General features: G+C 53.1%; 23 protein-coding genes. 16 read left to right on the plus strand and 7 right to left on the minus strand.

The genetic code is table 11. From position 1 onward, the window contains the following. Positions 1 to 16 precede the first annotated feature (16 nt). Positions 17 to 727, minus strand: coding sequence for an SDR family NAD(P)-dependent oxidoreductase (locus CFI03_RS18695; RefSeq protein ID WP_248758506.1), 711 nt, complete (start codon positions 725 to 727; stop codon positions 17 to 19). A gap of 104 nt (positions 728 to 831) precedes the next feature. Between CFI03_RS18695 and CFI03_RS18700 the strand changes: the two genes are divergently transcribed. The 10 genes from CFI03_RS18700 (at position 832) to CFI03_RS18745 (ending at position 13776) form a co-directional block, all read left to right on the plus strand. Continuing rightward, entirely contained in the window at positions 832 to 1191 is a 360-nt protein-coding gene (locus CFI03_RS18700) for a MerR family transcriptional regulator (protein WP_283094610.1), read from the plus strand. A gap of 179 nt (positions 1192 to 1370) precedes the next feature. Then, the gene (locus tag CFI03_RS18705) at positions 1371 to 1718 is read left to right on the plus strand and encodes a VOC family protein (RefSeq protein ID WP_248758510.1); all 348 of its coding nucleotides are present in this window, start codon (positions 1371 to 1373) and stop codon (positions 1716 to 1718) included. Between the two features lie 238 nt (positions 1719 to 1956). Next, positions 1957 to 2808, plus strand: coding sequence for a helix-turn-helix transcriptional regulator (locus CFI03_RS18710; protein WP_248758511.1), 852 nt, complete (start codon positions 1957 to 1959; stop codon positions 2806 to 2808). Positions 2809 to 2872: 64 nt separating this feature from the next. Then, positions 2873 to 4681 carry a cache domain-containing sensor histidine kinase gene (locus CFI03_RS18715; protein WP_248758512.1) on the plus strand — a complete coding sequence of 603 codons (1809 nt, stop codon included), beginning with the start codon at positions 2873 to 2875 and terminating at the stop codon, positions 4679 to 4681. Beyond that, positions 4681 to 6333 carry a response regulator gene (locus tag CFI03_RS18720; protein WP_248758513.1) on the plus strand — a complete coding sequence of 551 codons (1653 nt, stop codon included), beginning with the start codon at positions 4681 to 4683 and terminating at the stop codon, positions 6331 to 6333. Before CFI03_RS18715 ends, CFI03_RS18720 begins: the two co-directional genes overlap by 1 nt. A gap of 111 nt (positions 6334 to 6444) precedes the next feature. After that, positions 6445 to 8043 carry an extracellular solute-binding protein gene (locus CFI03_RS18725; RefSeq protein WP_248758514.1) on the plus strand — a complete coding sequence of 533 codons (1599 nt, stop codon included), beginning with the start codon at positions 6445 to 6447 and terminating at the stop codon, positions 8041 to 8043. A 33-nt stretch (positions 8044 to 8076) separates the two neighbouring features. Next, positions 8077 to 9039, plus strand: a complete 963-nt coding sequence (locus tag CFI03_RS18730; protein ID WP_127492433.1) for an ABC transporter permease — start codon at positions 8077 to 8079, stop codon at positions 9037 to 9039. Positions 9040 to 9053: 14 nt separating this feature from the next. Next, positions 9054 to 9941 carry a carbohydrate ABC transporter permease gene (locus tag CFI03_RS18735; RefSeq protein ID WP_201007840.1) on the plus strand — a complete coding sequence of 296 codons (888 nt, stop codon included), beginning with the start codon at positions 9054 to 9056 and terminating at the stop codon, positions 9939 to 9941. Between the two features lie 40 nt (positions 9942 to 9981). After that, positions 9982 to 11997: an alpha-L-arabinofuranosidase C-terminal domain-containing protein gene (locus tag CFI03_RS18740; RefSeq protein ID WP_248758516.1), complete on the plus strand. Its 2016-nt coding sequence runs from the start codon at positions 9982 to 9984 to the stop codon at positions 11995 to 11997. A gap of 15 nt (positions 11998 to 12012) precedes the next feature. Next, on the plus strand, positions 12013 to 13776 hold the full coding sequence (locus CFI03_RS18745; RefSeq protein ID WP_248758517.1) for a glycoside hydrolase family 2 protein: 1764 nt from the start codon (positions 12013 to 12015) through the stop codon (positions 13774 to 13776). A gap of 196 nt (positions 13777 to 13972) precedes the next feature. Here the strand turns inward: CFI03_RS18745 and CFI03_RS18750 are convergent, their stop codons facing one another. Then, positions 13973 to 15508, minus strand: coding sequence for a sulfatase family protein (locus CFI03_RS18750; protein WP_248758519.1), 1536 nt, complete (start codon positions 15506 to 15508; stop codon positions 13973 to 13975). Between the two features lie 105 nt (positions 15509 to 15613). Between CFI03_RS18750 and CFI03_RS18755 the strand changes: the two genes are divergently transcribed. Both CFI03_RS18755 and CFI03_RS18760 read left to right on the plus strand, forming a co-directional pair. Beyond that, the gene (locus tag CFI03_RS18755; protein ID WP_248758520.1) at positions 15614 to 16159 is read left to right on the plus strand and encodes an AraC family ligand binding domain-containing protein; all 546 of its coding nucleotides are present in this window, start codon (positions 15614 to 15616) and stop codon (positions 16157 to 16159) included. Between the two features lie 26 nt (positions 16160 to 16185). Further along, on the plus strand, positions 16186 to 16491 hold the full coding sequence (locus CFI03_RS18760) for a helix-turn-helix domain-containing protein (RefSeq protein ID WP_248758521.1): 306 nt from the start codon (positions 16186 to 16188) through the stop codon (positions 16489 to 16491). An 87-nt stretch (positions 16492 to 16578) separates the two neighbouring features. Here CFI03_RS18760 and CFI03_RS18765 read toward each other — a convergent pair whose 3' ends face one another. From CFI03_RS18765 to CFI03_RS18780, 4 genes are read right to left on the minus strand one after another with little or no spacing between them, the layout of a single operon-like run. After that, on the minus strand, positions 16579 to 17655 hold the full coding sequence (locus CFI03_RS18765) for an acyltransferase (protein ID WP_248758523.1): 1077 nt from the start codon (positions 17653 to 17655) through the stop codon (positions 16579 to 16581). After that, a complete protein-coding gene (locus CFI03_RS18770) occupies positions 17648 to 18499 on the minus strand; it encodes a D-alanyl-D-alanine carboxypeptidase family protein (protein WP_248758528.1) in 852 nt (283 codons plus the stop codon). The genes CFI03_RS18765 and CFI03_RS18770 overlap by 8 nt, the downstream gene beginning before the upstream one ends. After that, positions 18451 to 19623: an alanine racemase gene (alr, locus tag CFI03_RS18775; protein WP_248758529.1), complete on the minus strand. Its 1173-nt coding sequence runs from the start codon at positions 19621 to 19623 to the stop codon at positions 18451 to 18453. The genes CFI03_RS18770 and alr overlap by 49 nt, the downstream gene beginning before the upstream one ends. An 18-nt stretch (positions 19624 to 19641) precedes the next feature. Continuing rightward, positions 19642 to 20721 (minus strand): D-alanine--D-alanine ligase family protein, encoded by a 1080-nt coding sequence (locus CFI03_RS18780; RefSeq protein WP_248758530.1) that lies wholly within the window; start codon positions 20719 to 20721, stop codon positions 19642 to 19644. A gap of 192 nt (positions 20722 to 20913) precedes the next feature. Here CFI03_RS18780 and CFI03_RS18785 point away from each other — a divergent pair, with 192 nt between their 5' ends. From CFI03_RS18785 to CFI03_RS18795, 3 genes are read left to right on the plus strand one after another with little or no spacing between them, the layout of a single operon-like run. Next, positions 20914 to 21621, plus strand: coding sequence for a response regulator transcription factor (locus tag CFI03_RS18785; protein ID WP_201007830.1), 708 nt, complete (start codon positions 20914 to 20916; stop codon positions 21619 to 21621). Further along, entirely contained in the window at positions 21611 to 22741 is a 1131-nt protein-coding gene (locus CFI03_RS18790; protein ID WP_248758532.1) for a sensor histidine kinase, read from the plus strand. Before CFI03_RS18785 ends, CFI03_RS18790 begins: the two co-directional genes overlap by 11 nt. Positions 22742 to 22781: 40 nt before the next feature. Then, positions 22782 to 23753, plus strand: a complete 972-nt coding sequence (locus tag CFI03_RS18795) for a Gfo/Idh/MocA family protein (protein ID WP_248758533.1) — start codon at positions 22782 to 22784, stop codon at positions 23751 to 23753. A gap of 74 nt (positions 23754 to 23827) precedes the next feature. Here the strand turns inward: CFI03_RS18795 and CFI03_RS18800 are convergent, their stop codons facing one another. Beyond that, on the minus strand, positions 23828 to 24754 hold the full coding sequence (locus CFI03_RS18800; RefSeq protein ID WP_248758535.1) for an alpha/beta hydrolase: 927 nt from the start codon (positions 24752 to 24754) through the stop codon (positions 23828 to 23830). 205 nt (positions 24755 to 24959) lie between these two features. Between CFI03_RS18800 and CFI03_RS18805 the strand changes: the two genes are divergently transcribed. After that, positions 24960 to 25502, plus strand: a complete 543-nt coding sequence (locus tag CFI03_RS18805) for a TetR/AcrR family transcriptional regulator (RefSeq protein ID WP_248758537.1) — start codon at positions 24960 to 24962, stop codon at positions 25500 to 25502. The last annotated feature ends 32 nt before the right edge of the window (positions 25503 to 25534 follow it).

The raw sequence follows: 25534 nt of genomic DNA on the forward strand, positions 1-25534 counted from the left end.
TGCTGTACGAATTGGATTACCACGCGATAACGCCTTGCTCATTCAGAAATTCACCGTTATGCCGCTTACCGTCCGTCGCGTATCCTACGATAATGGCAGCACCTTCTGCCTTCGATTTACCGCCTTCCGCATTGCCGTTCAGATCGGTTGTCGTGAAACCAGGCGTTACAGCGAATACTTGGGCACCGCTGTTTCTTAATTCATAGGCCATCGATAAGGTCATGGCATTGTTGGCCGTTTTAGACGAGTTGTAATCGAAGGCGTTTAGCGTGAATTCGGCGTTTTGCATATGGTTTAGGGACGCCATGTCGGTTGATACGTTGACGATCGTGCCTTCGTTATTCTTGATCAATGGAAACAAGCGCTGGTTTAAGCGATAGGTACCGAAGAAATTTACTTCAAAAGCGTTACGCAGATCTTCTTCTTTTGTATCCGTAAAGGAACTGGAAAAAGCGCCTGGCATGCCGGCGTTGTTAATCAGAAGCTTTAACGCCGGATATTTTGTCTTGATTGCTTGCGAAGCTGTCTCAATGCTTGCCATATCAGTCATGTCGATTTGAATCCATTCCACGTCCAATCCTTGAGCGGACAGTTCGGACACGGCGGCTTGGCCCCGCTGCGCGTCGCGGGCGCCGAGGACCACCCGCCAGCCTTTTTCTCCCAGCTGTTTGGCGATTTCAAATCCGATTCCTTTATTCGCTCCCGTTACAAATGCGGTCTTTTTCATTAGAATCCCTCTTTCATGGATTGTTTTTCGTTTCTTGATTTATAGATTAATATGCTACACTTAGTGTAGGTCAACATCCAAAATTCTATCTATCGAGGACAAGTATGTTTACAATTGGACATGTAGCGAAGGAGACCGGATTGAATATAGGTGCAATTCGCTTCTATGAAAGAAAAGGGCTGTTGGAACCGGCCGCGCGGAACGAACAAAATAATCGACTTTATACCGAGCAAGATCTGAATTGGCTGGTTTTCATCAAATGTCTTCGCGAAACCGGAATGAGCGTGGAAGACATTAAGCAATACTATGACATGGTAAAAGCCGGAACCGCCACTCTTCCTGAAAGAATTAAGCTCATTCAAGAACAGAAGCAAAAGCTTTTGGACGATATCGAGGAGAAGAAGCTGCAGCTCGCTCACTTAGAGCATAAGCTTGACCGTTATTATCGCGGTGAAAATTACTAGCAGTTATCCTTGGATTACTGGGGAGAACTTCAATGAGCGGATTGAAAAACTTAACCTTACGTTACCGCGCGAAGAATTAGAGGCATTAGAATTTCATTACGAGATGGCGGCTCAACAAGCATTAGTGAAATGAAAACCAAACGGGAAATAAATCGAATGACGGACAGGGGATAGCTGCGATGATCAAAGGTTTCGGAGGAGTATTTTGGAGAACCAAAAATGTTGAAGCGATTAAAAAATGGTACAACGAAGCACTGCAGCTTGAAATAGGGGATTGGAATGGGACGATGATAAAAAACGAATCGGAGAGCGAAACGATCTTCTCTCTTTTTACCGAGGCTGACCCTTATTTCCCGACAAATCAACAAGTGATGCTGAACTTCCAAGTACATAATCTGGACGAGACGATTAAGCATCTTGAACAGGTTGGCGTACCTCTCGCAAGGGAAAAAGAAAGCAGCGAATTCGGACAGTTTGTTTGGATTGAAGATCCGGATGGCCGGCTCATCGAGCTGTGGGAAAAGTAATTAACGCAAGCGATTGTAATTGGGGTTATTAATTGATGCGACTAATAGGTCCCGCAAGGTTGTTCTGATACTCAGAGCAGCCTTTTTTTATTGCCTCGAGCAGACGATGCAAAATATATCATTATGTTAGGTTTACGAAATGAAGTTCTCATAATATGCTTAGTTATATAGTGATTTAAAACATCAAATGGAAATATCTGTTGTCATTTTGTTAGCTTAAAGTGAGGAGATCGCGGACATGAGGGAGTACGATTACGAATATGCGGACTTTATCTACTATACGCCTGGCGAGCTGGACAAGGCAGGCCGGCTGTGGCCGGTAAGGGCGGGAAGATGCCTCGCCAAGCCCCAATATAAGGTTGGGCCAAAACGAATCGAGTGCTACAGCATTCATTTGGTGCGGGAAGGGAGGCTGCGACTCGAATATGAAGGCCGGCAGGTGGAGCTTGCAAGGGGAGACCTCTTCGTCCTATTCCCGGACCGAACGTACTATTACGACATGCTCCCTGCCGAACGGCCGCTCGAGATGCGCTGGCTGGCTATCGACGGAGACCGGGTAGAGGCACTGCTTCAACTGGCGGGTCTTACGGAGCAAGAGCCATTTCGCAGAGGTACCGTCTCTTCGCGGATTGAAGCTGCCGCAGACCGGGCAATCGATGCGCTGGAGCGGGTTCAGCGATGGGCGCCTGCAGTCGCCTTGGAGCTGCAAGGGCATCTATACGGTCTGCTCTCGGCCCTGATGCTGGAAGAGGCCGGGCAGGGCCCGGAGCTTGCAAGCTGGATCCACGAATGCGCGGAGTATATGGAGCTCCATGCGACTGAAGGAATTACCGTCCAGCAGGTGGCTGAATTTGCGGGCGTACACCGCTCTTATTTTACGCAAGTATTCACGGAACAGATGGGGATGCCCCCGATGAAATATATGCAGAAGGTTCGGATGGAGAAAGCTAGACGCCTCTTAATCGATACCCATGCTTCGGTGACGGAGATCGGATTGTCTCTTGGATATCCGAATCTGTATACCTTTACAAGGGCCTTTAAAATGTACTTCAAGGAATCTCCGCTGGCTTTAAGAAAGGCAGAGGCTTAGGCGAATCCCTCCTGTCACTCATGTAAGCGATTGCATAATATCTCCTCAAAAGGAGTTGTCCGAAATGAAGCTGTCCACCCTAAGACGTTGGGTATCGCCAAGCCTCAGCATTCAAGGCAAAATTTTTTTGGCGTTCAGCCTTGTCGCTCTTCTCTCTATCGTATCGATCTCCGTCATTGTTTATCTCAACATGCGGGAGACGATCAAGTCCAACGCCGTAACCTCGGTATCGGATAGTATCAGGCAAGCCGACGAGTCGCTCAACATTATGCTGGAGGAGATTGACCGGCTCAATACGATTGTGGTTACGAATAAAAACACCGTGATCGATACGTTGCTTAGTCCCTCGGAGGAAATCAGTTACGAATGGTTCCAGGAGCAGAAGCGGATTGAGGAGTTTCTGTCGTCTTTAGTCGCGAACAAGCCTTATATTGCGCGGATTGCCGTCGTTGGCCTAAGCGGCAAAGTGTTTTTCACCGGCGGTCCGTGGCTGGACCGAAGCGTACTCGGAACGCCCATGATGGACTATATGCTGCGCAACGGCTCGCGTCACGCTTATTTGAAGCAGACGGGCGTCACGGAGACGATTACTGTCGGCCGCGAAATCCGCTACAACCGCCAGACGATTGGCTTGGTGATGGTCGATCTGAATTACGATTTTATCCGCAAGACATACGGCGTTAGGCCAACCGCAGACAGTATGCTGTATGTGCTTGATCAGCAGGACGAATTCGTGTACCGGTCGGATCACACGCCAAGCTTTGCGCCATCCGATCAGCGAATCGTCGACATGAAGCGCAAATTTGCGAAGCTTGGCAAGGCTGAGGGCGACGTGCAGGAGAAGGTCATCGGCGGCAGGTCCTATATCGTGGTCAGCAGGCAATCGGACCATACGGGCTGGTCGACGCTGGCGCTTATCCCGACGAATTCGCTGCTCAGCGAATCGGCTCGCCTGCTGAAGCTGATCATTGAAGCTTCGGCGATCGTCCTGCTGGTCGTCCTCATTGTCTCGCTCCAGGTGTCGTCGCGCATTACGATTAATATCCGGCGTCTGAAGTCCATGATGATGCTGGTGAAGGACGGCAACCTGACGTTACCGAAGAAGGAGATCGCTGCAAAGGACGAAGTGGGACAGCTGTACCACGTGTTTATGGGCATGGTGGAGGAGCTGAAGCGGTTATTCGAAGGGATACGCGTAAGCGAGCAGGAGAAGCGGGAGGCCGAGCTGACCGCGCTGCAAGCGCAAATACGCCCTCATTTTCTCTACAATTCGCTGAATACGATCAAATATTTGGCCAAGCTTAACGGGACTCCAAACATTGAGGAAGTATCCGGCTCCTTAATCGATTTGATGCGGGGCGTGCTGGGCAACTCCAACGAATATTTGACGGTAAGGGAGGAGCTGGACTACGTGCGAAGCTATATCTCTATCGTCAAATACAAATACATGGAGCCAATCATCGTTCACGAGGAGATTGAAGATCCGTCCCTATTGGATAGCCGCGTGCTCAAGCTGACGCTGCAGCCCATTGTGGAGAACGCGGTTCTGCACGGAATCGGCTCGCGGGAGCAAGGCGGCTTCGTTACGATGCGGGTATACGAGGATAACCGCGATCTGATGATCGAGGTGACGGACAACGGCAAAGGGATGACGCCGGAGCAGATGGAGCAACTGCTGGGCGGAACGGTCACAAAGCCGACTTCTTCCCGGTTCAGCGGAATGGGCGTGCGCAACGTGCACGAGAGAATCGTGCGTTCGTTTGAAGCTCCCTACGGCATCAGGCTGTATAGCGAGCCCGGCTTGTATACGAAAGTCGAAATTCGTTTTCCCAATCTGCGGGGCCGGGCGGGCTCCGAGCAAGAGGTGAGCTAATGATGTATCGCGTGTTATTGGTAGACGACGAGCCGCTCGTTCGCAACGATCTGCGGTCTTTATTGGATTTTCGCGCCCATGGCTTCGAGATCTGCGGAGAGGCTCAAAGCGCCGAGTCGGCATTGGATATGATTGGGGAACAGCGTCCCGACGTGGCGATCCTGGACGTCAATATGCCGGGAATGAACGGCGTGGATTTGAATCGGATGATCAAAGAGCGGTATCCCGCCGTTCAGACGATTATGCTCAGCAGCTATGACGATTACGACTACGTCCGGGACTGCCTGAAGAACGGCTCGGTCGATTATTTGCTGAAGCACCGGCTGGACAAGGAGACTTTGCTGGCGATGCTTGAAAAAGCGGTTCAGGCGGGTAAATTATCCGAGGCCGCGGGCGAAGCCGAAGAATCGTCCCTCTTCAATGCCGAGTTGGTCCGGAGCCAAATCGCCGACTTGGCAAGAGGCAAGGCGGAAGCCGCAAGGGAGCTTGAAGGCAGCATCAGGCGTTACGGCATGTATCCGCAGGCGGATTTGTATGCGGCAGCGGTCCTGCAGATCGTTCCGTTCCTGCTGCTGACGGAGTCCAATACCGACGTGCAGACGAACCGGCTGGTTCAGCAGGTTGTCGAGCTTATGCAGCAAAGCCTGGGAGACGCGCGCGAGCGCACGGCCGCTTACGTGGAGGACGGGCGGATCGCCGTCGTGTTTGCCATACGGGAGCGGAGCGAGCACGCGGCCGCAAGCGAAGCGGCCAGAAGCATGAGCAAGCTTGGCCATGCGCTTGAGATGTACTTGAACTTGAAATCGATCTATGCGGTTGGGCATGTATGCAACAGCCTGTCGCAGCTTGGGGCAAGCTACGCCTCCGCGGAGCGGGCGCTTGACCCTAACGCTCAGACCGCTCATCCGAATCCGGAGCAGCGCGGAAAAGGCACGCGCGAGAGCCGCGTCGCGCTAACGATCGAAGAGCAGAAGCAGCTGCTGCTTGCCATCGAGCGGCTGGACGGGCAAGGCGCGCAGCGTCTGATCGCTTCGGTATTCGAACCGCTTCGCAGGCTGCCGTTGCATTCGCACGCGGTGCAGATGACGGTCAGCGAGCTGCTCCATATCGGCGATAAGGCGTTAAAAAAAGGGAACCGGTCCCCGCTTGGGACAACGAAGGATGCCGATCGTCTGCCATCGCGCGGCGAGCTTAACCGTCTTGGAAGCGTCGGCGAGCTGGAGAAATGGCTTCAGTCGTTCTATGGCGTCTTGCTCGTTCTGCTTAAGGAGCATCACGCGACAGGCAGCTATTCCCGCCACGTGTCCCAGGCGATCGGTTTTATTCTGGAGCGGTATTCCGATATCGTGACGCTGGAGCTTGCCGCAGGCTTCATCGGCTTAAACGCCTCCTATCTGAGCCGGATCTTCAAGGACGAGACGCAGTCGACGTTCTCCGAATACGTGAACCGGGTACGGGTCGACGCGGCGCGCAGGCTGCTGGAAAGCGGCCAATATACCATCAAGCAGGTCAGCGACCAGGTAGGCTTTTCCACGCACAACTATTTCTTCAAGGTGTTCAAGGAAGTGACGGGCATGACGCCGCAGGCGTATTGGAACAGTCTCGGAGACGGGAAGGCAGCGACAAAAGAATCCGTAAAATATGTGGAGTAAATAGTCATATAAGTGTAACTCGGCGTAACCGGCCGTATTTTATAATCGAGTAACACCGGCGGTAAACGCTTACAAGAACCGGTGAATTGAAAGTCTGGAGGGTATATAAACATGCGAAAAACATGGGGGAGATATGCTTTCGCCACGATGCTTGTTACCGGATTAATCGTATCCGGCTGCAGCAACGGCGGCAACGGCAACAGCAATGAAAAAGCCGGCAATACGGGGGATTCCAAATCGTCTGGCTCGGCGGAGAATGCGGTGAAAACGGATGGATTCCCGATCGTGGATACGCCGATCAAGCTGAAGATGTTCACGCGCGTCGCGCCCGTAAACGGTCCGTTCAAGGATATGCCCGTCTTCCAGGATTACGAGAAGATGAGTAACATCCATGTTGATTTTATCGAGGCGCCGACCGACGGCTTCGCGGAGAAGAAGAACCTGTTGTTCGCTTCCAACGAGCTCCCCGATGCCTTGTACCGTTCGGGTCTGACGCAGCTGGAAACGGTCCGCTACGGAGCCGCTGGACAGCTGATCCCGCTGGAGAATCTGATTGATCAATACGCGCCGAACCTGAAGAGCCTGATGGATCAATATCCGGAGATCCGCGCGGGCATCACGACGCCGGAGGGACATATTTACGCGATCCCGGGTATTGTTACGCTTGGCTCCGCCCGGACCGACAAGAGATGGATCAACAAGGCATGGCTGGATAAGCTGGGCCTGAAGGTACCTGAGACGACCGACGAATTGTATGAGGTGCTGAAGGCTTTCCGCGACGGCGATCCGAACGGCAACGGGAAAGCGGACGAGATTCCGATGACCGCGCGTATCGGCATGCCAATCGTCTATCAAATGGCGGGAGCATTCGGGCTTGATTCCCAGCTCGGCTACAACATTAATGTCGAGAACGATAAAGTGCATATCTGGAGCGGCGACGAGCAGTACAAAGAGCTGCTCATGTATTTGAACAAGCTATATAAGGAGAAGCTGATCGACCCGGAGATTTTCTCCCACACGGAAGCGCAATATCTTGCCAAGCAAGGAACAGGCAATACGGGCTACTTCTTCGATCAAACGAACAATAACTTCCTGACCATTCAGGATCAGTATATCGGCATTGCGCCTCAAGCAGGTCCTAATGGCGACCGTCTGCAAAGCCAAGTCGCTCCGGTGCCGCGCGACTACGGAGCATTCGCCATTACGTCCGTCAACAAATATCCGGAAGCGACCATGCGCTGGATCGATTACTTCTACAGCGACGAAGGCTCAACGCTGCTGCGTTTCGGCCGGGAAGGCGAGCACTACGAGATGAAGGACGGTATCCCGTACTACAAGGAAGAGCTTCTGAACGTAGCGGGCGCCCAGGCGAAAATCACCCCATACGCCGGCGGCGGCGCGCCTCATCTCATCAGCGACAAAGTAGCATCGTTCATCAACCCGCCTCAAGTGCAAGAGGCTTACGAGCAGCTAGAGCCGTATTTGCCGAAAATCCGCTATGCGCCGCCGCTGTTTGACGAAGCGACTGCCCAGAAGGTTAACGTGCTGCGCAATGACATCGACAAATATTTCGAAGAGCAAAGCACCAAGTTTATCGTTGGGGCGCTCAGCTTTGACAAGTGGGACGAATTCCAGTCCACGCTGAAGAAAATGAACATTGCCGATCTTGAGAAGCTTTACCAGGATGCTTATGACAAAATGGCTAAATAAATGGGATGACGCGAAGAGAGGGAGGGGTTGCTCATGGACAGCATGATCGAGAACGCGGGGGCGGCCCCCGTTCCCGGCCGCAAGAGGAAGAACGACGGGCTGCTGAGAAAAATGGCGAAGCGGTATGATTTGTATCTCATGCTGCTGCCGCCGCTCGCCTTTTATTTAATCTTCCATTACGGGCCGCTGTACGGCCTGCAGATCGCCTTCAAAAACTTCAATCCGGCCAAAGGCATTATCGGCAGCCCTTGGGAAGGCTTCGGCCATTTCGAACGATTTTTCAACTCGTATTACTTCTGGCGGCTGCTGTGGAATACGGTATCCATCAACCTGTTCTCGCTTCTCATCGCCTTCCCGGTACCGATCCTGCTGGCGCTGCTCGTGAACGAAATCAAAAGCCGGGCCTACAGCAAATGGCTGCAAAATATTACGTACATCCCGCATTTTATTTCGGTTGTTGTTATCGTTGGCATTCTGAACGTGTTTCTGTCGCCGAAGACGGGACCCGTCAACCAGCTGATCGAGGCGTTTGGCGGCACGCCGATTAATTTCCTGCAGGAAGCCGCCTGGTTTAAGCCGATCTTTATCGGCTCGAACATCTGGCAAAGCATGGGATGGCAATCCATTATCTATATCGCGGCGCTCAGCGGGGTCAATCCCCAGCTGTACGAAGCGGCCAAGATGGACGGCGCTTCGCGGCTCCGCCGCATCTGGCACGTATCGCTGCCGGGCATTATGCCGGTTATCGTCATCCTGCTCATTCTCGATATCGGCCACTTCATGAACATCGGCTTCGAGAAAATTTTGCTCATGCAGAACAACCTGAATCTGGAATCCAGCGACGTCATCTCCACGTTCGTCTATACGACGGGAATCTTGAAGGGCGAGTACAGCTACACGGCGGCCATCGGCCTGTTCAACTCGGTGATCAACCTTATGCTGCTGCTGCTCGTAAACCGTTTTGCCCGCAAGACGTCGGAGACGAGCTTATGGTAAGGAGGTAACCGCTTATGGAAAAGAGCATAAGTCCGTCGAATGAACGTTTGTTCGACGCAGTCGTATATATCATAGCCGCTATTATTATGGTCATTGTATTGTATCCGCTGCTGTTCATTGTCAGCGCCTCGTTCAGCGACCCGGCCAAAGTATTAAACGGCGACGTGTGGCTGCTGCCGCAAGGCCTCAATGTCGAGGCGTACGCCAACATTTTGCAGAACGACAAGATCTGGACCGGCTACGGCAACTCGATTATGTACACCGTCATCGGAACCGTCATTAACATTATCATGACGATTCTCGCGGCGTATCCGCTGTCGAGACCCGATCTTCCCTTGCGCAACGGGATTATGGTCCTGATTACGATGACGATGTTTTTCAGCGGAGGTCTTATTCCGACTTATTTGCTGGTCAAGGACCTGGGCATGGTCGACACCATGTGGGCGCTGATCGTGCCTGGCGCTATCGCGACGTACAATCTTATCGTTATGCGCACGTATTTTCAGAACAGTATTCCTTGGGAGCTGCAGGAGGCGGCCCACATGGACGGCTGCTCCAACTGGAGACTGCTCGTCAGCATCATCCTGCCGCTCTCAAAGCCGATTCTGGCCGTCATGGTGCTGTTCTACGCGGTTGGCCACTGGAACTCCTTCTTCAACGCATTGATCTATATCCGCGACGAAGGCAAATATCCGCTTCAGCTTGTGCTCCGCGAAATTTTGCTGATCAGCCAATCCGCCCAAACGGACGGCGGGAGCGTTGGCCTGGAAAAACAAATTTTGCTGTCGGAGAGCATTAAATTCGCGGTTATCATTGTGTCCAGCCTGCCCGTGCTGGTCATGTATCCTTTTGTGCAGCGGCATTTCGTCAAAGGCGTCATGATTGGCTCCATCAAGGGATAGGCGATTCTGACTATACTAACGATTTCTATGGAGGTTCATTTTGACTAACAAAGCTAACATAACCGTCGATTGCGCCGGAGCGAGTCGGCATGCCGTCAACCCGTTCCTGTTCGGTCACTTTGTCGAGGATATCCGCGATCATATGGAAGCCATGCTGGCCTTCCCGCTAAAGGATATGGACTTCGAGAGCGAGTCTGAAACGAAGCGGGAAATATCCGGAAGCTGGCAAGCCTATACGAACGGCCGCAATACGAAATACGCACTTGAGGCGCCCGCGCCTAAGCATTCCGGACGGGCGCAGCGCATCCGTTTGTTAAGCGATGATGAGGCCTATGCCGGAATCGCGCAGAAGGCCGCCCTCAAAGGGCCTGCCGATTATAAGGTAAAAGTCGTTGCCCGCGCGTCGATTGAGCTGAAGCGGCTGGTGGTGGAAGCGGTGGACCGGCATACGGAGGAAAACCTTGGTTCAGTCGTTATCGAGCTCGCCGGTCATAACTGGCGGGAATACGAAGTCGACTTAGCCGTCTCCCGCGCTTGCGCCGACGCCGAGCTTCGCGTCTATATCCCGGGCGACCATCCTCGCTGGTCGGATCACGTGTCGACCGGCATGCTATGGCTCGATCACGTATCCTTGCTTGCAGCAGACAATATCGCCCTGGTGAAGCGTGAGGTCGTCGATATGACGAGAGAGCTGAACGCCGGCATGATGAGGCTGGCCGGCAACTACATCAGCGCCTACCATTGGGAGCATGGCGTTGGTCCCGTGCTGGAAAGACCCGTTATGTACAACGAGGCATGGGGCGGCTGGACGAGCAAATATTTCGGTACGGACGAATTTATCGCCTTCTGCCGGGAGCTGCAGGTTGAGCCTCTCATTTGCGTGAACGACGGATCCGGCACTCCGGAAGAGGCGGCGGCATGGATCGAATATTGCAATGGCGCGGCCGATACGCCGATGGGCGCTTTGCGCGCCGCAAACGGATATCCCGAACCGTACGGCGTGAAATATTGGGAAATTGGCAACGAGGTATGGGGAGGCTGGCAGGTAGGAACCTGCTCCGCCGAGGAGTTCGCGGTGCGCACAGTATCGTTCGCTCAAGCGATGAAAGCGGCGGACCCTTCCATCGTGCTTCTGGCCTGCGGCCATTACGACCAGGCATGGAACAAGCCGGTGCTCGAGCAGGCCGGCGAGCTGATCGACTATTTGACCCTGCATATCTACCATGGCTACGGACCTTTCGGCATGAACCGAAGCACGCCTCCGGAGGACCGGTATAAAGCCATTGCGGCTTATCCCGAGTTCACGCGGCATTACCTGCGGGAGACGACGGACAGCATCAAGGCAAATCCGAAGCACGCCCATGTCAAAATCGCCATTACGGAATACAACACCATGTATTATCCGAATACGATCCGCAAAGGGCTGCCGAACGAGCATACGCTTGGCGCGGCCGTTGCCAATGCCGCCAATCTGAACGAAATGCTTCGTTCAAGCGACATGGTGCATATCGGCAGCTTCTCCGATCTGGTCAACGGGTGGCTCGGCGGCTGCATCCGGGTGGGCGATTGTTATGCCGACCAATACTGCGGCAAGCTGCCTGGCTGGAGCAATCGGCCGCTTGACGTGTACGGGACGCCGACCTACGAGGTCATGAAGCTGTACGCGAACCGCGACCTTCAGCATATGCTTCCCGTGCGGGCGGATTGCGCGACGTTTGCCGTGCCGTCGCTAAAGGAGACGCCGGTAGAGCTGAACGGGCTGCCGGAGCTGGACATCGCGGCGGGAGTTAACGGAGCAGGCGATACCGTTACGGTATTTATCGTTAACCGCGGGCTGAATGAAGTAAATGCGGTGCTGAATCTGGCTGATTTCGAAGCAGAAGGTGAGATGGTGCTGTACGAAATCACCGGCGAGGGTTACGACGAGATCAACAATGTGTTCGAGCCGGAGAACATCATCTGCCGCAATCGTACCGTTCCGACAGATGAGTGGCAGCATGGCGTTCCTCTTCGCCCGTCTTCCATCTATGCAGCGGTATTCCAAGGCAAGGTATAGGAGCAGGAGGTACGCATGACGACGAAATCATATAGCAAGGACTATCCTAGACCCCAGCTCGTGCGCGGCGATTGGCATAATCTGAACGGCGAATGGGACTTCCGCTTCGACGACGCAAATGCCGGCGAGCGCGAGAAGTGGCAGGAGGCATTCGAGGCAACGCACCGGATTAACGTACCGTTTACGTACGAAACCAAAGCCAGCGGCATTGGCGAGGAAAGCTTTCATCCTTATGTGTGGTACAGCAGAGTGATCTCCGTTCCGGCCGAAGCGGAGGGCGAGCGGGCGATCCTGCATTTTCAGGCGGTAGATTACGACGCCAAAGTATGGATTAACGGCGAGCTGGCCGGAAGTCATCAAGGCGGCTATGCGGCATTCTCCATCGACATGACGCCGTATCTGAAGTTCGGAGCCGATAACCGGATAGCGGTGAAAGTAACGGACAGCAACAGCTGCTATCAACCGAGGGGCAAGCAGCGCTGGGTGCCGGACAACTTTGAATGCTTCTACGTGCAAACGACGGGCATCTGGCAGACGGTATGGGTGGAATACGTGGAAGAAGAGCGGCTGGAGTCGGTCAAAATAACGCCGGATCTCGACCGCCATGTCGTTCGGTTCGATTACGAGGTAAACGGCGTCCGTCCCGGCGGCGATCTGCTGCTGGAGGCTATCGTGTCATTCAAAGGGCAGCCCGTAAAGCGGGTTGCGCTGGGGATTGATCGTCCGTGCCTCACGGTTGAGGTTGATCTTCACCACGAAGCAAACGGACCGTGGAAGCGGGCGTATTGGACGCCGGCCCGTCCGAATTTGTACGACGTGGAGTTCGTCCTGACCTCGGGCGGGCGTGTCGTCGACCGTACGCTTTCTTATTTCGGCATGCGGAAAATATCCATCGAGAACGGAAAAGTGCTGCTGAACAACGCGCCAATCTACCAAAGGCTTATTTTGGACCAGGGCTACTGGACGGACAGCCATCTGACGCCGCCAAGCGAAGAAGCGTTGACCCGGGATATCGACCTGATCCTGGCGATGGGCTACAACGGCGTGCGCAAGCATATGAAGATCGAGGATGCCCGTTTTCTCTATTGGTGCGACGTAAAGGGACTGCTCGTCTGGTCGGAGATGGCGGCGACCTTCGAGTTCCATGACCGCGCGGTCGAGGCGTTCACGAGAGAATGGCTTGAAATTATCAAGCAGCAGCATAACCATCCAAGCATCATTACATGGGTGCCGTTCAACGAATCGTGGGGGATTGGCAACATCCTTCGCGACAAGCGGCAGCAGAAGTTCACGGAAGGCATCTACCATCTCACGAAGTCGTTCGATCCGAATCGCCCGGTTATCGTCAACGACGGCTGGGAGCATACCGTATCGGATATCGTGACGCTGCATGATTACGTCCAGACCGGGGACGGCTTCCTGAAGCGGTACCGGGATAACAAGGATGCTATCATGTCGCGCGAGACGACCTGCAACCATTGGAAATATGCCTTTGCCGAGGGCTACGGCTACCGGGGACAGCCGATTATCATCAGCGAATTCGGCGGTATTGCGTTCCAGTCCGACAAGGGCTGGGGCTACGGGGAGCAGGTGGATTCGGTAGAGGCCTTTACGGAACGCTTCAAGGGACTTACGCAAGCCATCAAGTCCGTCGATTATATTTGCGGCTATTGCTATACGCAGGTGGCCGACGTGCAGCAGGAGATTAACGGACTGCTCACGGAGGACCGCAAGCCGAAGATTCCGCTGGAGGAGATTCGGGCCATTAACTTGGGCTGATCTGCCTTCACGCCAACTTAAGAAAACCGGGTCTGCAGCGTGCAGGCCCGGTTTTTTGCGGTCATAACAGGTATGGAAGCTGGGAATCCAACGTGGCGCTTTTTCATGCGGAGAGAGGGACATGGGGAAATGCAGCAATAAAAAAGGGCTATTCCGCGTCGCTTTATGACGGGGATAACCCTTCCTATTATTCAGCCTACGCGCCCGAAATACGCGGCATCGGCATCGGCTCCTTGCCAAGCTCCGCCCAGATGTACTTGAGCAGCAGCTCGGACTTCAGCGCCGCGTATGCCGGATCGTCCCACAAGTTGTTGAGCTCGCTTGGGTCATCCTGCAAATCGAAGATTTCGCCGTAGGTTTGGTTGTAATAGACTGTGATTTTGTAACGCTGGTCGACGTACGTTTTCTGATGAATGGTTGTTGGCTCATGACGGAATTCGCAGATGGCATGATCTCTCGCAGCGGATGCCGTGCCTTTCCACACCTCGCTTTGATCGACGCCGGTCATCGCATGCGGGATCGGAATGCCGCTGAGCGACAGGAACGTTGGCGCAAGGTCAACCAGCGATTGGATCGCGTCCGACGTTACTCCCGCCGGAACCTGCCCCGGATAACGCACGATAAACGGCAGGCGGATCAGGTCCTCGTAATGGAAGCCGCCTTTGGCCTGCAGGCCGTGCTGGCCGAAGAAATGGCCATGATCCGTCGTAAAAACGACAACCGTGTTGTCCGCAATGCCAAGCTCTTCGAGCTTATCGAGGATCGTGCCGATATATTTGTCCATCATGCTGATCATGCCGTAATAGACGGCGACCAGCTTCTTCTTGTCGTAGTCGGTAAGCTTCTTCCGCTCGCCGTATTCATAGTAATGGTGCGAACGGTACCCGTGAATGCCGTTGCCCGTTTCCGCCCAAGGGGAGAAGTCCGGATTGTCCTCTTGCGTGAGTCCGAAATGAGGCGGATTTTTGTCGTGCTCGCCTGGCACGATATCCGGAATCGTCAGGGAATCCGGATCGTACATCGTATCCCACGGCTCTGGCACCAGATATTCCGGATGCGGGTCGAAGAAGCTGGACCAGAGGAAGAACGGTTTGTCTTCTTCGGCGTATTGCTCCATAAGCGCGTTCGTGCGCTCCGCGATCCAGGTATTGTAGTGGTACTTTTCGGGAATTGGCCACTTGTACGTGATGGCGGGATCCATGCTGCCTGTTGGAGGAAGGAAATAATCCCGCCAATTGACGCAGCCTTTCTCCTCCATCCATAAGGCATAGTGCTGGCCTACATGAGCTTCGTTGGTATGATTGCGCGTGAGCTCGACATGCTCGAAGCCATAGAAAGGCCCGTTGAATTGCTTCCACATCTCCAAATCTTGAAGGACCGGGTAAGCCTCAAGCGACGGGTATTCCTCCGTTGAAGACAGCGGCTGAAAATGGGCTTTGCCGACCAGCGCGGTTTTGTAGCCGGCTGAATGAAAATCTTCCCCGACGAAGTGCCGGTCTTCCAGAAGCTTGGTTCCGAGCGTCCAAGCGCCATGCTGGCTTGGGTATTGGCCAGTAATAATGGATGCACGGCTTGGCGTGCAGGTCGGATTCGGACAGTAGGCTCTCGTAAAGGTTGTGCCGGACTGAACAAGCCGGTCTAAATTGGGCGTGCTTAATTCGTTATTGAAATAACCTAGCGTATTCCAGTGCTGCTGATCGCTTGTAATCAACAAAATGTTTGGTTTTTTCAAGAGAAAATCGCCTCCATGCCAATCATTGTAATGGATAGGAGGCAGTCATAAAATAGCATCATGTATGGTTGATTTACCAATTTGTCAGGTAGGGGGCGGATTGTGATGAATGGCAATAGTTCGGCAGGCTTCGAAACCGCCGAGTTTCTGTTTCATGCGATAAGCGAGCTGGACAAGCAATGTTCGATATGGCCCGTGAGAGGGGGCATAACGGAGACCAGGCAAGGCTACGGTGCCGGACCCAAAAGGATTGAGAGCTACAGCCTGCATATCGTAAAGGAAGGCTTTGTTCGGGTAGAGTGGGATGCGGGGAATTGCGTAACACTGTCTGCCGGGGATCTGTTCTGCTTGTTCCCTGCGCGTACCTGTGCGTACTATGCGATTGAAGGGGAAAAGCCGCCTAGGATGAGCTGGATTGTGATGGATGGTCCACGCGCGGCAGAGATGCTGGCGCTCACCGGCATAAGTTACGAAAGGCCGTTTTTGGAGAACCGATGGACGCAAGAGGCGGAGCGGGCCCTTAATTGCTTGCTTGATATGATGAGGAGCGGGGAGACGGAGAGCGCACATATTCGATCGCTTGAAATGCAAAGCCTGCTGTACCGTCTATTGGCAGCCTTATGCCGGACGGTCCCCCCGCTTATGCCCTGAATGCCACGGATTGGGTCAAGCAAAGCATGTCCTATATCCGGCAGCATGCCACGGAAGGAATCACGGTCCAGCAGGCAGCCAAGGCAGCGGGAATGAACCGGACGTATTACTCCGTTGCTTTCTCGGAAAAGGCTGGAATGCCGCCAAGCGATTACATCACGCAGGTAAGGATGGAATCTGCCAAGCGGCTTCTTGCGGAGACCGATGCCTCCATTACGGAGGTTGCTTATACGACCGGTTATTCCTCTTTGTATGCTTTTACGCGAACGTTTAAAAATCGTATGGGGGAGACGCCAACGGCCTACCGTGATGCGATTTGGAAACGAACGTAGTCAAATAAGCCTATGCAACATACGTGTTGTCCACAGTTATTCACAAAGTTATACACATATTAAGAGCGCTTTCTATCGGACAACTGTTCATTTTCGAAGTGTTATCCACTTATTCACAGGAGTTGTTATCCACATCCGGATAGGATTTCGTAATTTACGGATGGTTTCCAAAAGCCATGCGATAAGCGCGGACAACCCAATCGACAGCAAGCAAACGGCGGCGAAATGAAGCAGACTATTCGAGATAAACAGCCGCTCCAGATGCGCGGCTTCGGCTGCTCCGCGGACAAGCACAATGGCCAAGGGATGCAGAATATACACCCAAGTCCGCCACTCCCGGAACCTTTTGCTGGCCGGAACCTTCCACTGCATGGACCATTGGAATAAGAAATAGACCGCGGGAACCGCAAACACATACATGCTGTCATGCCGCGGAATTCCCGAGGAGTGAAGGAGCATCCCTTCGGCGAACATGAGTCCAAGAAAAACCGCAAACAAAGCCGCATTCGCGATCGGTTTTCGGGCCGGAGGAGGCTGTTTGGCTGCCCAAGCTCCCATTGCCAGATAAAGAGGGGCATAGAAAAGCCCGTTGCGGGTGTAATCAAACACCGTAAACATCGCTTCGTAGATAGAGGCCAGCCCTGCGTTGTTTTGCGCAATGCCATAGTAGCTGTCCCCAAGCAGCCCGATAGTGTATAAGACTCCGGCAGAAGCCAGCACCGCATTCATCGGAAGGAACCTTACCATCGAATAAGTTATCAACAGGCCGATTATTAACGCCGGCAAATACCATAGGTGATAAAAGGTTCCGTCAAACACGATGTCTTTGATGACGGAATACGCCGTTAAGGGTTCGGAGAAATAACCGGTATATAGGTTCAGCGGAATGTACAGGACAATGGCAATGGCGTAGAGCTTTACAATTTTCAGCAGGTAGCCTTGAACAGTTTTTCGATCCGTTAACGGATTGCCGGGCAGCTTGCGGAACAACAGGAATCCGGCTGTCATAAAAAAGACGGGAACGGCAATACGCGTAAGCAGATTGCTTACAAGAAAATCGGCGGCAGCGCTGTATGACAGAAGCGGGCTGGTATGATTGGCAACAACGAGCAGAGCGGCTGCGAATTTGAGCCAATCGAGTCCGCCATATTCCGTTCTAGACATGGGATTGCCTGCTTTTATCCTTGAACGCGGTCACGATAAAGCCGTCAACGTTATTCCCGGACAAGCTGAAGCGATCGCATGGGATAAGGGGAATGGACGTCGAAGCTCCCGTGTCTGCCGCCACGAAATAGATTTCGGCCAAGGAATGATCATCCTCGAATAATAGATGTTCGCTGCCGTAGACATAGCTTCTAAGTACGTCGATATATTCCTCAAGGCACCAATCGTTCGCCTCCATGATGTCTGCATGGGGATAACCGATGTAACGGAAATGCCAAGGCTCGCACGAGATTTGAGTCAAGGCCTCCTTGCCTTCCTTGTAACGTTGAATGAACCCAAATTGTGCGGCAAGCTGCTTGAAGGTCTTGTAGACATCCGTGTCCGGGAACGCCGGTGCGATAAAATCAATCTCCTTGCTGAGCCGGCCGACGTCGATAGCCAGCCCCGTCTGATGCTCGCTCCGGTCGGGCAACGCGACATAACGCGCCGTGTAATCCGCGCCGTTATCGGCTAATGAGGAGCTGTAAATCTGCTCTTGGTCATGCTTGGTCCGATAGCCGCTGACCGCGATTATATCGTCTATCCCTTCGCTGGCCTCAAGAAGCTCGGCCAACTGGCGCAAGCAGGTTCGCTCTAGCCTCATGCCATCCTTCAGCGTGTGGATAGCCGGGAACGAACGGATTGGCGCCAAACGGTCGGAAGAAGGAATTTGCCGGATTGGATTTTCACGATTAATCAAGACCAGATGTCCTTTATGAACGCCGGAATTGGCGGTTTGAATGGTTGTGTGAAACGTTATATGACGGCCTGACTGATGTCGTCCGGCCAAGTTGTTTTGTCCCATCTTGCACGTACCTCCTCGATATCTTTATAGGTTCTCGTTACCCGGACGCCAAGCGAAGCGGAGACTTCCTGCGCAACGCTTCCGATATGGGCGGCAAGCTCGGCAAACGTAATACGCTGCCCGCCTTGGGTACCGATCAAGGTAACCGGAGTTCCTTCCTCGAATGGTCCGGGAAGCTTGATCATCAGCTGGTCCATGGAGATTTTGCCCGCAATAGGAGCGCGACGGCCGCCAATCAGCACATCCGTGCCTTGCATCCGCTGCGCCCAGCCGTCGGCATAACCGATTGGCACCGTTCCGATCCATTCCTCCTCCTTAGCCTGATAGGAATTGTCGTAGCCGATATATTCCCCTTTAGCCAGCTTCTTCACTTGAATCAGACGGCTGTGAAGACTTAGAGCAGGCTCCAGCTTAACCGGACAAGCAAGCTTTGCAGGGTAAAAGCCGTACATCGCCGCTCCGATCCGCACCATATCCATTGCCAGATGAGGAAATCTCAGCGCCGCAATGCTGCCCGCGCAATGATAATGACGAATCGCAAGCCCGGAGGCGCGTGCCCATTCCTTCATATCAAGGAAGCGGGCAGCCTGCTGCTCCAGAAAGCGGGTATCCTCCTGTCCGGCCGTCGCAAAATGCGTGTAAAAGCCGTCCATCTCAACATCCTCAGCGTGCAGCCAAGGGACAAGCTCATCCCATTCTTGCTTGGTCCGGATGCCGATTCGCCCAAGCCCCGTATCCATCTTTGCATGAACACGCAGCTTGCCAGCGGAGCCGCAAGGCTTGAAAGCCCGCATCTCGCAAAACCATTTGGCGCTTGTTACGGTTAAGGAGAGGTCATGCTTCAGAGCCAATGGCACATGCTCCGGCCGGATAGGCGTTAATACGAGAATAGGCAGCTGTAATCCGGCATTGCGCAGCCGAACCGCTTCTTCCAGGTAGGCAACCGCCAAATAATCCGCGCCGGCCTTCATCGCAGCCTTGGCCGACTCGACGTCGCCATGCCCGTAGCCATTCGCCTTGACGACAGCCATCAGCTTCACCGAACCGGGAAGAGACCAGCGAATGTTCAGCATATTCTCCCGAATACGGCTCAAACTAATTTCAGCCCAAGTATCTCTTAACATACGGCTCACCTCGCTCGCTTATTTGGTATATTGAAGCGTTTGTTTATTTTGATGGCGGGCGACCGCATGCCCGATTAATTGTTCGATCAGCGCGGAATAAGCCGTGCCGTTCGTGCGCTCCCACATAACCGGGTACATGCTGAAATTCGTAAAACCGGGCAGTGCGTTTATCTCGTTCAGGTACAGTTGGCCTTCTCCGTCAAGGAAGAAGTCGACGCGGGCAAGGCCCTCGCAGCCATGGGCTTGGTAGGCGCGGACCGCCAGCTCGCGGATTCGCGAAGTCAAGCCTTCCGCCAGCTTGGCGGGAATCTGCATGGTAAGCCGCTTGTCCATGTATTTGGATTCGTAATCGAAGAAAACATGATCATGAATAAACTCGCCGGGCAGCGAGGCCTGCGGACTCTCATTGCCGATAACGGCGACTTGAATTTCTCTGCCGTTTACTTCGCGTTCGATGACTATCTTTTTATCGTAAGAGAAGGCTTCGCGGATCCCAGATAGGAGCTCTCCGCGGTCCGTGCACCGGCTGATGCCGATACTGGAGCCAAGGGAAGCGGGCTTCACGTAGCACGGATATCCAATGGCATCCTCCGCCTTGCGTAATACGGCTGCCTCATCCGTTGTCCACTCCTCGCAGCGGTACACCCTATATTCCGTCTGGTTAATGCCGGCTTGGGCCAGCACCTGTTTCGACATTGCCTTGTCCAAGGTTAATGCAGCCGATAGCACGCCATTCCCCACATAAGGAACGTTCACGAGTTCCAGCAGTCCTTGTACCGTACCGTCTTCTCCATTGGGACCATGCAGGAGCGGCAAAACGACTTTTGGGCCAGGCAGCGCCATGATGCCCGACAGAATCTCGCCGATGGAACGGGCGGGGTCCGGAAACGTAGGCGTTGCAATCAACCGTTCAATCGTTAGCTCATCCTTGGCAATAGGCCCGGGCTGCGTACACCACAAGCCTTCGCGGGTAATGTAGACGGGATAAACCTCGTAGCGGCTTTCATCAATGGAATGAAGGACGGTGACGGCTGTTTTTAACGACACTTCATGTTCGACGGATTTGCCACCGTATAGCACGTATAGCTTTGTTTTCATCTATTCATACCTCCGGGTATTGTTCTTGTCCGTTGCTCTATATCCAAGATAACGCGCAGGGCCGCGGAGGTTCGTAAGACATCCTGAAGGAAACCTTAAGAATTTCTTATTTGTGATTGGGGCTGTCCGCTCTGGAGAATATTTCTGATACACTATAGCCACATTCATTAACCAAATAGACGGGGAGATCTCATGAATACCATTCAAATTCTGATCGCGGACGATGACCTCGAAATCGCGGAGCTGATCAAAATCTATCTAACCAATGAAGGATACCAAGTGCTTATTGCGGGCAACGGCCGGGAGGCCATGGAGCTGATCGCCAAGGAATCCGTCCAATTAATGATCCTCGACGTGATGATGCCGGAGATGAACGGTCTCGAGGTTGTCCGGGCGGTACGCGCGGAGTACGGCATTCCAATCCTGATGCTAAGCGCCAAGGCGGAGGACATGGACAAGATCATGGGGCTGACGACAGGCGCGGACGATTACATGGTGAAGCCGTTTAACGCGCTGGAGCTGATTGCAAGGGTGAAGTCGCTGCTCCGCAGGTCCATTTATTTGAATACGCAGCTTCAAACGGCGCAGGATCAGGATAAAGACATCATCCAGTTGCATTCGCTTAAAATAAGCAAGAAATCGCATACCGTAACGGTGGAGGACCGGGGGATTAATCTGACGTCTACGGAGTTTGATATTTTGTACCTGCTGGCGAGCCATCCCGGGCAGGTGTTTAGCGCGGAGGCCATCTTTGAAGCGGTATGGAAGGACAAGTTCCTCGAGTCCAACAACACCGTAATGGTTCATATCAGCAAGCTTCGGGATAAATTGGAGAGCGAGCTGGGCGGCGTTAAGCTGATTCAGACCGTATGGGGAGTAGGGTACAAAATTGAGCCGTAAACCGTGGAAAAGCCTTCGTTTTAAAATGCTGTATCTGTTCGGGCTAAGCGTGCTTGCCTCGTTCTTCACGACGGGGCTGCTATATCTGACCGCGATCGCCGCGTACAGTATCGATATGTTTTATCTTTCCCCTCTGCTGAGGGAGGTCTTTGATAAATTTGGAATTTTAACGATGTATATTACCGTCAGCCTTGTTTTTTTCTTCATCTATTTCTTTGCTTTAAGCCGTTCGACCATCCGTTACTTAATGAGAATCTCGCAAGGAATCGAACGGATTGCCGGCGGGGATTTCGAATCCCGGTTGCCGGTGCGAGGCGGAGACGAGCTTGGGGCATTGGCGGAAAATATTAATAAAATGACAGCCCAGCTTAAGCTCTCCATCGAGGAGGAGCGGCGCACGGAACGGACAAAAGCCGAGCTTGTGACCAACGTATCCCACGATTTGCGCACGCCTCTAACGTCTATTGTCGGGTACCTGGGCCTGATCGAAGAAGACCGTTACCGGGATGAGGTGGAGCTGAGGCATTACGTTCAAATCGCTTACGAGAAATCGACTCGTCTGAAGTCAATGATCGACGATTTATTTGAATATACGAGGACAAGCGGCGGAATAGGGCTTCGGCTGTCCCCCATCAATCTGGTAGAGATGATTGGCCAATTGGCGGCCCAATTCCGGTTGCAATTCGAGCAGGCGGAGGTGAAGTGCCGGTTGGCGCTTCCGGATCATTCGATCCTCGTCGATGCGGACGGAGACAAGCTGGTCCGGGTGTTCGAGAATCTGGTCGTTAATGCCATTCAATACGGAAAAGAAGGCAGGCAGATCGATATCGCGATATGGAGCGAGGGGGGGCTGGCCGTCGTTGAGATCGCGAATTACGGAGAGTCTTTGCCGGCTTCGGTTATTCCGTTATTGTTCGAACGGTTCTATCGCGGCGAGCAGTCCCGTTCCCGGAATACCGGCGGCTCGGGGCTTGGCCTCGCGATCGCCAAGAATATTGTCGAGCTGCATCATGGCCAGATTTCCGCAGCGAGTGCCGAAGGGAAAACCTCGTTTAAGGTCGAGCTGCCGCTTGGCGGCAAAGATCTCCTTGACATCCATCGGGACGCAAGTAAACATTAGGGGGAAGGCATAAAACTACGATGTTAGGTGGGAATGTAGAGTGACTCTTCGAATTGGTATTGCGGGAACGGGCTGGTTTGGACGGATGCATGCGGAAAAGCTTGCTGCGATGGAAGGGGTAAGCGTCAGCGCTTTTTGCGGGACAAGCCTCGAAAAGGCGGAAACGGCAGCAAGGCCTTATAGCGACGCTCGCGGGTACGACACGATTGAAGCGATGCTTGAGGACCGCAAGCTGGATGCGGTTTATATTTGCACGCCGCCTTTTGCCCATGGCGAGATTGAATTAGCGCTTGCGGAGCGGGGGATTCCTTTCCTCGTCGAAAAGCCGATTGGCGTAGACGAGGAGACACCTTCCCGGATCCGTCAGGCGATTGCAGATAAAGGACTTATTACATCGGTTGGTTATCATTTCCGTTATATGGACAGCACAAACCATGCGAAGGAGCTTCTTGCCGACCGCACGCCGCTGATGGCTTTGGGGCAATGGATGGGCTCGATGCCGGGCGTATACTGGTGGCGCAAGATGGAGACCTCCGGCGGACAGTTCGTGGAGCAGACGACGCATATCGTGGATTTGACCCGTTATTTGCTGGGCGAAGTCAATGAAGTCTACGCGGCGTATGGCAGTAGACATATGGCTCAGGTGGAAGAGGGCGTTACGGTGCCGGATGTGGGTACGGTAACAATCAAGCTGGCGAGCGGGGCCGTTGCCACGATCAGCAATACATGCGCGATTCCGGCCGGGGGCCATGCCGGGCTTCAAATCTACACGAACACGGGCGTACTGCAGGTTACGGGCGAAGCTCTTGCGGATATCGAAGCCGATAAGAAGACCGAGTACAAATCCTCCAATAATCCGTACGTACGGGAGAACGAAGCTTTCCTTCATGCCGTCCGAACAGGCGACAGGAGCCAGATTCTGTCCAGCTACGAGGATGCTTGGGAGACGCATCGCGTAACGATGGCAGCCAATGAATCCGCAAGAACCGGCCTGCCTGTTAAGCTTAGATAGCTTAGAGCACGACCAGATAAAAACGGAGGTGTCCCATCGTCATTTTCATGACTTAGGGACACCTCCGTTTTTTGTTAGGACAGATTTGTACGGAAAAACTCCGCAAGCTTCGAAACCGCAGTCGTTACGTATTCATCCTTGTCGTACGTATCAACATGGGTGGCGCCATCCATCCAGAACAGTTCCTTTGGCTCTTTTGCGTTCGCGATGGCTTCGGTCGTCATCCACGACGTGACCGCTTGATTTCCGGCGATCATGAGGAGCGGACGAGGAGAGATTTGGTCAATGAACCGGAACGCTTCAAAATAGGCGATTCGGTCAATACTGTTCCAGGTAAAATACTTAGCCGAGCGTGGGTGTTGCGCGCGATCGGTGCAATAATATTCCCATCCCTCGAAGGCGTGCAGATCACCGATTGCGCGAGCTTGGTCTTCGGTCTCAGGAAAGATCGGAAACACGCCGATTCCTTCTCCGCGGGCTTCCGAAGTGCGAGCCTTCGCCGCAGCATCGAGCATGCCCCTGAAAACAGCAGGGTCCTGCTTGCCGTCACTTCCTTTCCGGAATTGAAGATGGATGTCGGCCGCGCTAACAGTGGCAACGGCCTTAATGCGGTGGTCGGTAACCGTGGCCGGAATAACGTAACCGCCAGAGGCGCAGATGCCAAGTGCGCCGATGCGCTCCGGATCGACTTCGTTAAGTGTGCTAAGGAACGAGACGGCGGCTTTGAAGTCTTCCACTCGATGGGCCGGGTCTTCCACCCCCCGTGGCTCGCCTCCGCTTTCTCCCTGATAGGCCGCATCAAAGGTAAGTGTGATGAGGCCTTGCTCAGCAAGGCGTTTCGCGTAGAGTCCAGCGCTCTGCTCCTTTACGGCGGTGCCGGGATGGCCCACGACGATCGCAGGGCGCAGACCGCCAACCTCTCCTTTTGGGGTGTATAGATGGCCGGCAATCTTCACTCCAGCACTCTCGAATGTTACGTCCATTTTCATGTCATTTTGCATGCATAATTCCTCCATACTTTTTTTAATTTGATTGGCTACTCAAAAGTTAACAGCTGTGTATTAATAGACATTGATATATTTGTGAACATGTATATAATTATATTCCGGTACCGAAAACCCGCAATTGTTAGATCAGCGCAATTTGTTAATTAGTGAACAAAGGTTAGATCATTGTTTATTATTTCTTGAAGGTCTGGTGACTTTGATGTCTAAAGTGGATCGAAGAATAGGTAAAACGCAAGAAGCAATCAAGAACGCGGTTATTGACTTGATGTCTAAAAAGAATTTCGACGACATTACGATTCAAGACATATCGGACAAGGCCAATGTGAGTCGGGGGACCATTTACCTTCATTACTTAGACAAATTTGATTTACTCGATAAGCTTGTCGAGTCGCATATCAATGAGCTCCGGGAAATTTGCAGGGATGCAGATGTGGACTATTTTAGGGGCGCAACGCTATGGACCGAATATTTTGAACGAAATTATTCTTTCTTTTCTTTGATGTTAGCAAGTAAAGGAGCTCCTTATTTCCGCACTCGGTTCCTTAACTATTTTATCGAAGAATTTAAGCAAGAGGTGGACGTTACCAAGGGGAAAAACCAGGGATTACAAGATGAGGTAATCGTGAGGTTTGTAGCATCCGCATTCGTCGGGGTATTGGAATGGTGGATTATGAATGATAAACCGATCACTCATCATGCATTGGCTGAACAACTGGGTTTATTGTTTGAGAGGAATATGTAAGGGATTGCCGCGATTGGAATTGGCACAGCGAT

Origin of the sequence: Paenibacillus sp. ATY16 (assembly GCF_003399985.2) — a bacterium.
In the GTDB taxonomy this organism is placed as follows: Bacteria; Bacillota; Bacilli; order Paenibacillales; family Paenibacillaceae; genus Pristimantibacillus; species Pristimantibacillus glycanilyticus.

What these genes read in the sequence shown, in the direction of transcription:
- CFI03_RS18785 (WP_201007830.1), top strand. Translation starts at nt 20,914, where the DNA reads ATGAATACCATTCAAATTCTGATCGCGGACGATGACCTCGAAATCGCG.
- CFI03_RS18705 (WP_248758510.1), top strand. Translation starts at nt 1,371, where the DNA reads ATGATCAAAGGTTTCGGAGGAGTATTTTGGAGAACCAAAAATGTTGAA.
- CFI03_RS18695 (WP_248758506.1), bottom strand. Translation starts at nt 727, where the DNA reads ATGAAAAAGACCGCATTTGTAACGGGAGCGAATAAAGGAATCGGATTT.
- CFI03_RS18700 (WP_283094610.1), top strand. Translation starts at nt 832, where the DNA reads ATGTTTACAATTGGACATGTAGCGAAGGAGACCGGATTGAATATAGGT.
- CFI03_RS18760 (WP_248758521.1), top strand. Translation starts at nt 16,186, where the DNA reads ATGTCCTATATCCGGCAGCATGCCACGGAAGGAATCACGGTCCAGCAG.
- alr (WP_248758529.1), bottom strand. Translation starts at nt 19,623, where the DNA reads ATGTTAAGAGATACTTGGGCTGAAATTAGTTTGAGCCGTATTCGGGAG.
- CFI03_RS18745 (WP_248758517.1), top strand. Translation starts at nt 12,013, where the DNA reads ATGACGACGAAATCATATAGCAAGGACTATCCTAGACCCCAGCTCGTG.
- CFI03_RS18715 (WP_248758512.1), top strand. Translation starts at nt 2,873, where the DNA reads ATGAAGCTGTCCACCCTAAGACGTTGGGTATCGCCAAGCCTCAGCATT.
- CFI03_RS18755 (WP_248758520.1), top strand. Translation starts at nt 15,614, where the DNA reads ATGAATGGCAATAGTTCGGCAGGCTTCGAAACCGCCGAGTTTCTGTTT.
- CFI03_RS18770 (WP_248758528.1), bottom strand. Translation starts at nt 18,499, where the DNA reads ATGGGACAAAACAACTTGGCCGGACGACATCAGTCAGGCCGTCATATA.
- CFI03_RS18800 (WP_248758535.1), bottom strand. Translation starts at nt 24,754, where the DNA reads ATGCAAAATGACATGAAAATGGACGTAACATTCGAGAGTGCTGGAGTG.
- CFI03_RS18720 (WP_248758513.1), top strand. Translation starts at nt 4,681, where the DNA reads ATGATGTATCGCGTGTTATTGGTAGACGACGAGCCGCTCGTTCGCAAC.
- CFI03_RS18725 (WP_248758514.1), top strand. Translation starts at nt 6,445, where the DNA reads ATGCGAAAAACATGGGGGAGATATGCTTTCGCCACGATGCTTGTTACC.
- CFI03_RS18765 (WP_248758523.1), bottom strand. Translation starts at nt 17,655, where the DNA reads ATGTCTAGAACGGAATATGGCGGACTCGATTGGCTCAAATTCGCAGCC.
- CFI03_RS18805 (WP_248758537.1), top strand. Translation starts at nt 24,960, where the DNA reads ATGTCTAAAGTGGATCGAAGAATAGGTAAAACGCAAGAAGCAATCAAG.
- CFI03_RS18780 (WP_248758530.1), bottom strand. Translation starts at nt 20,721, where the DNA reads ATGAAAACAAAGCTATACGTGCTATACGGTGGCAAATCCGTCGAACAT.
- CFI03_RS18735 (WP_201007840.1), top strand. Translation starts at nt 9,054, where the DNA reads ATGGAAAAGAGCATAAGTCCGTCGAATGAACGTTTGTTCGACGCAGTC.
- CFI03_RS18710 (WP_248758511.1), top strand. Translation starts at nt 1,957, where the DNA reads ATGAGGGAGTACGATTACGAATATGCGGACTTTATCTACTATACGCCT.
- CFI03_RS18730 (WP_127492433.1), top strand. Translation starts at nt 8,077, where the DNA reads ATGGACAGCATGATCGAGAACGCGGGGGCGGCCCCCGTTCCCGGCCGC.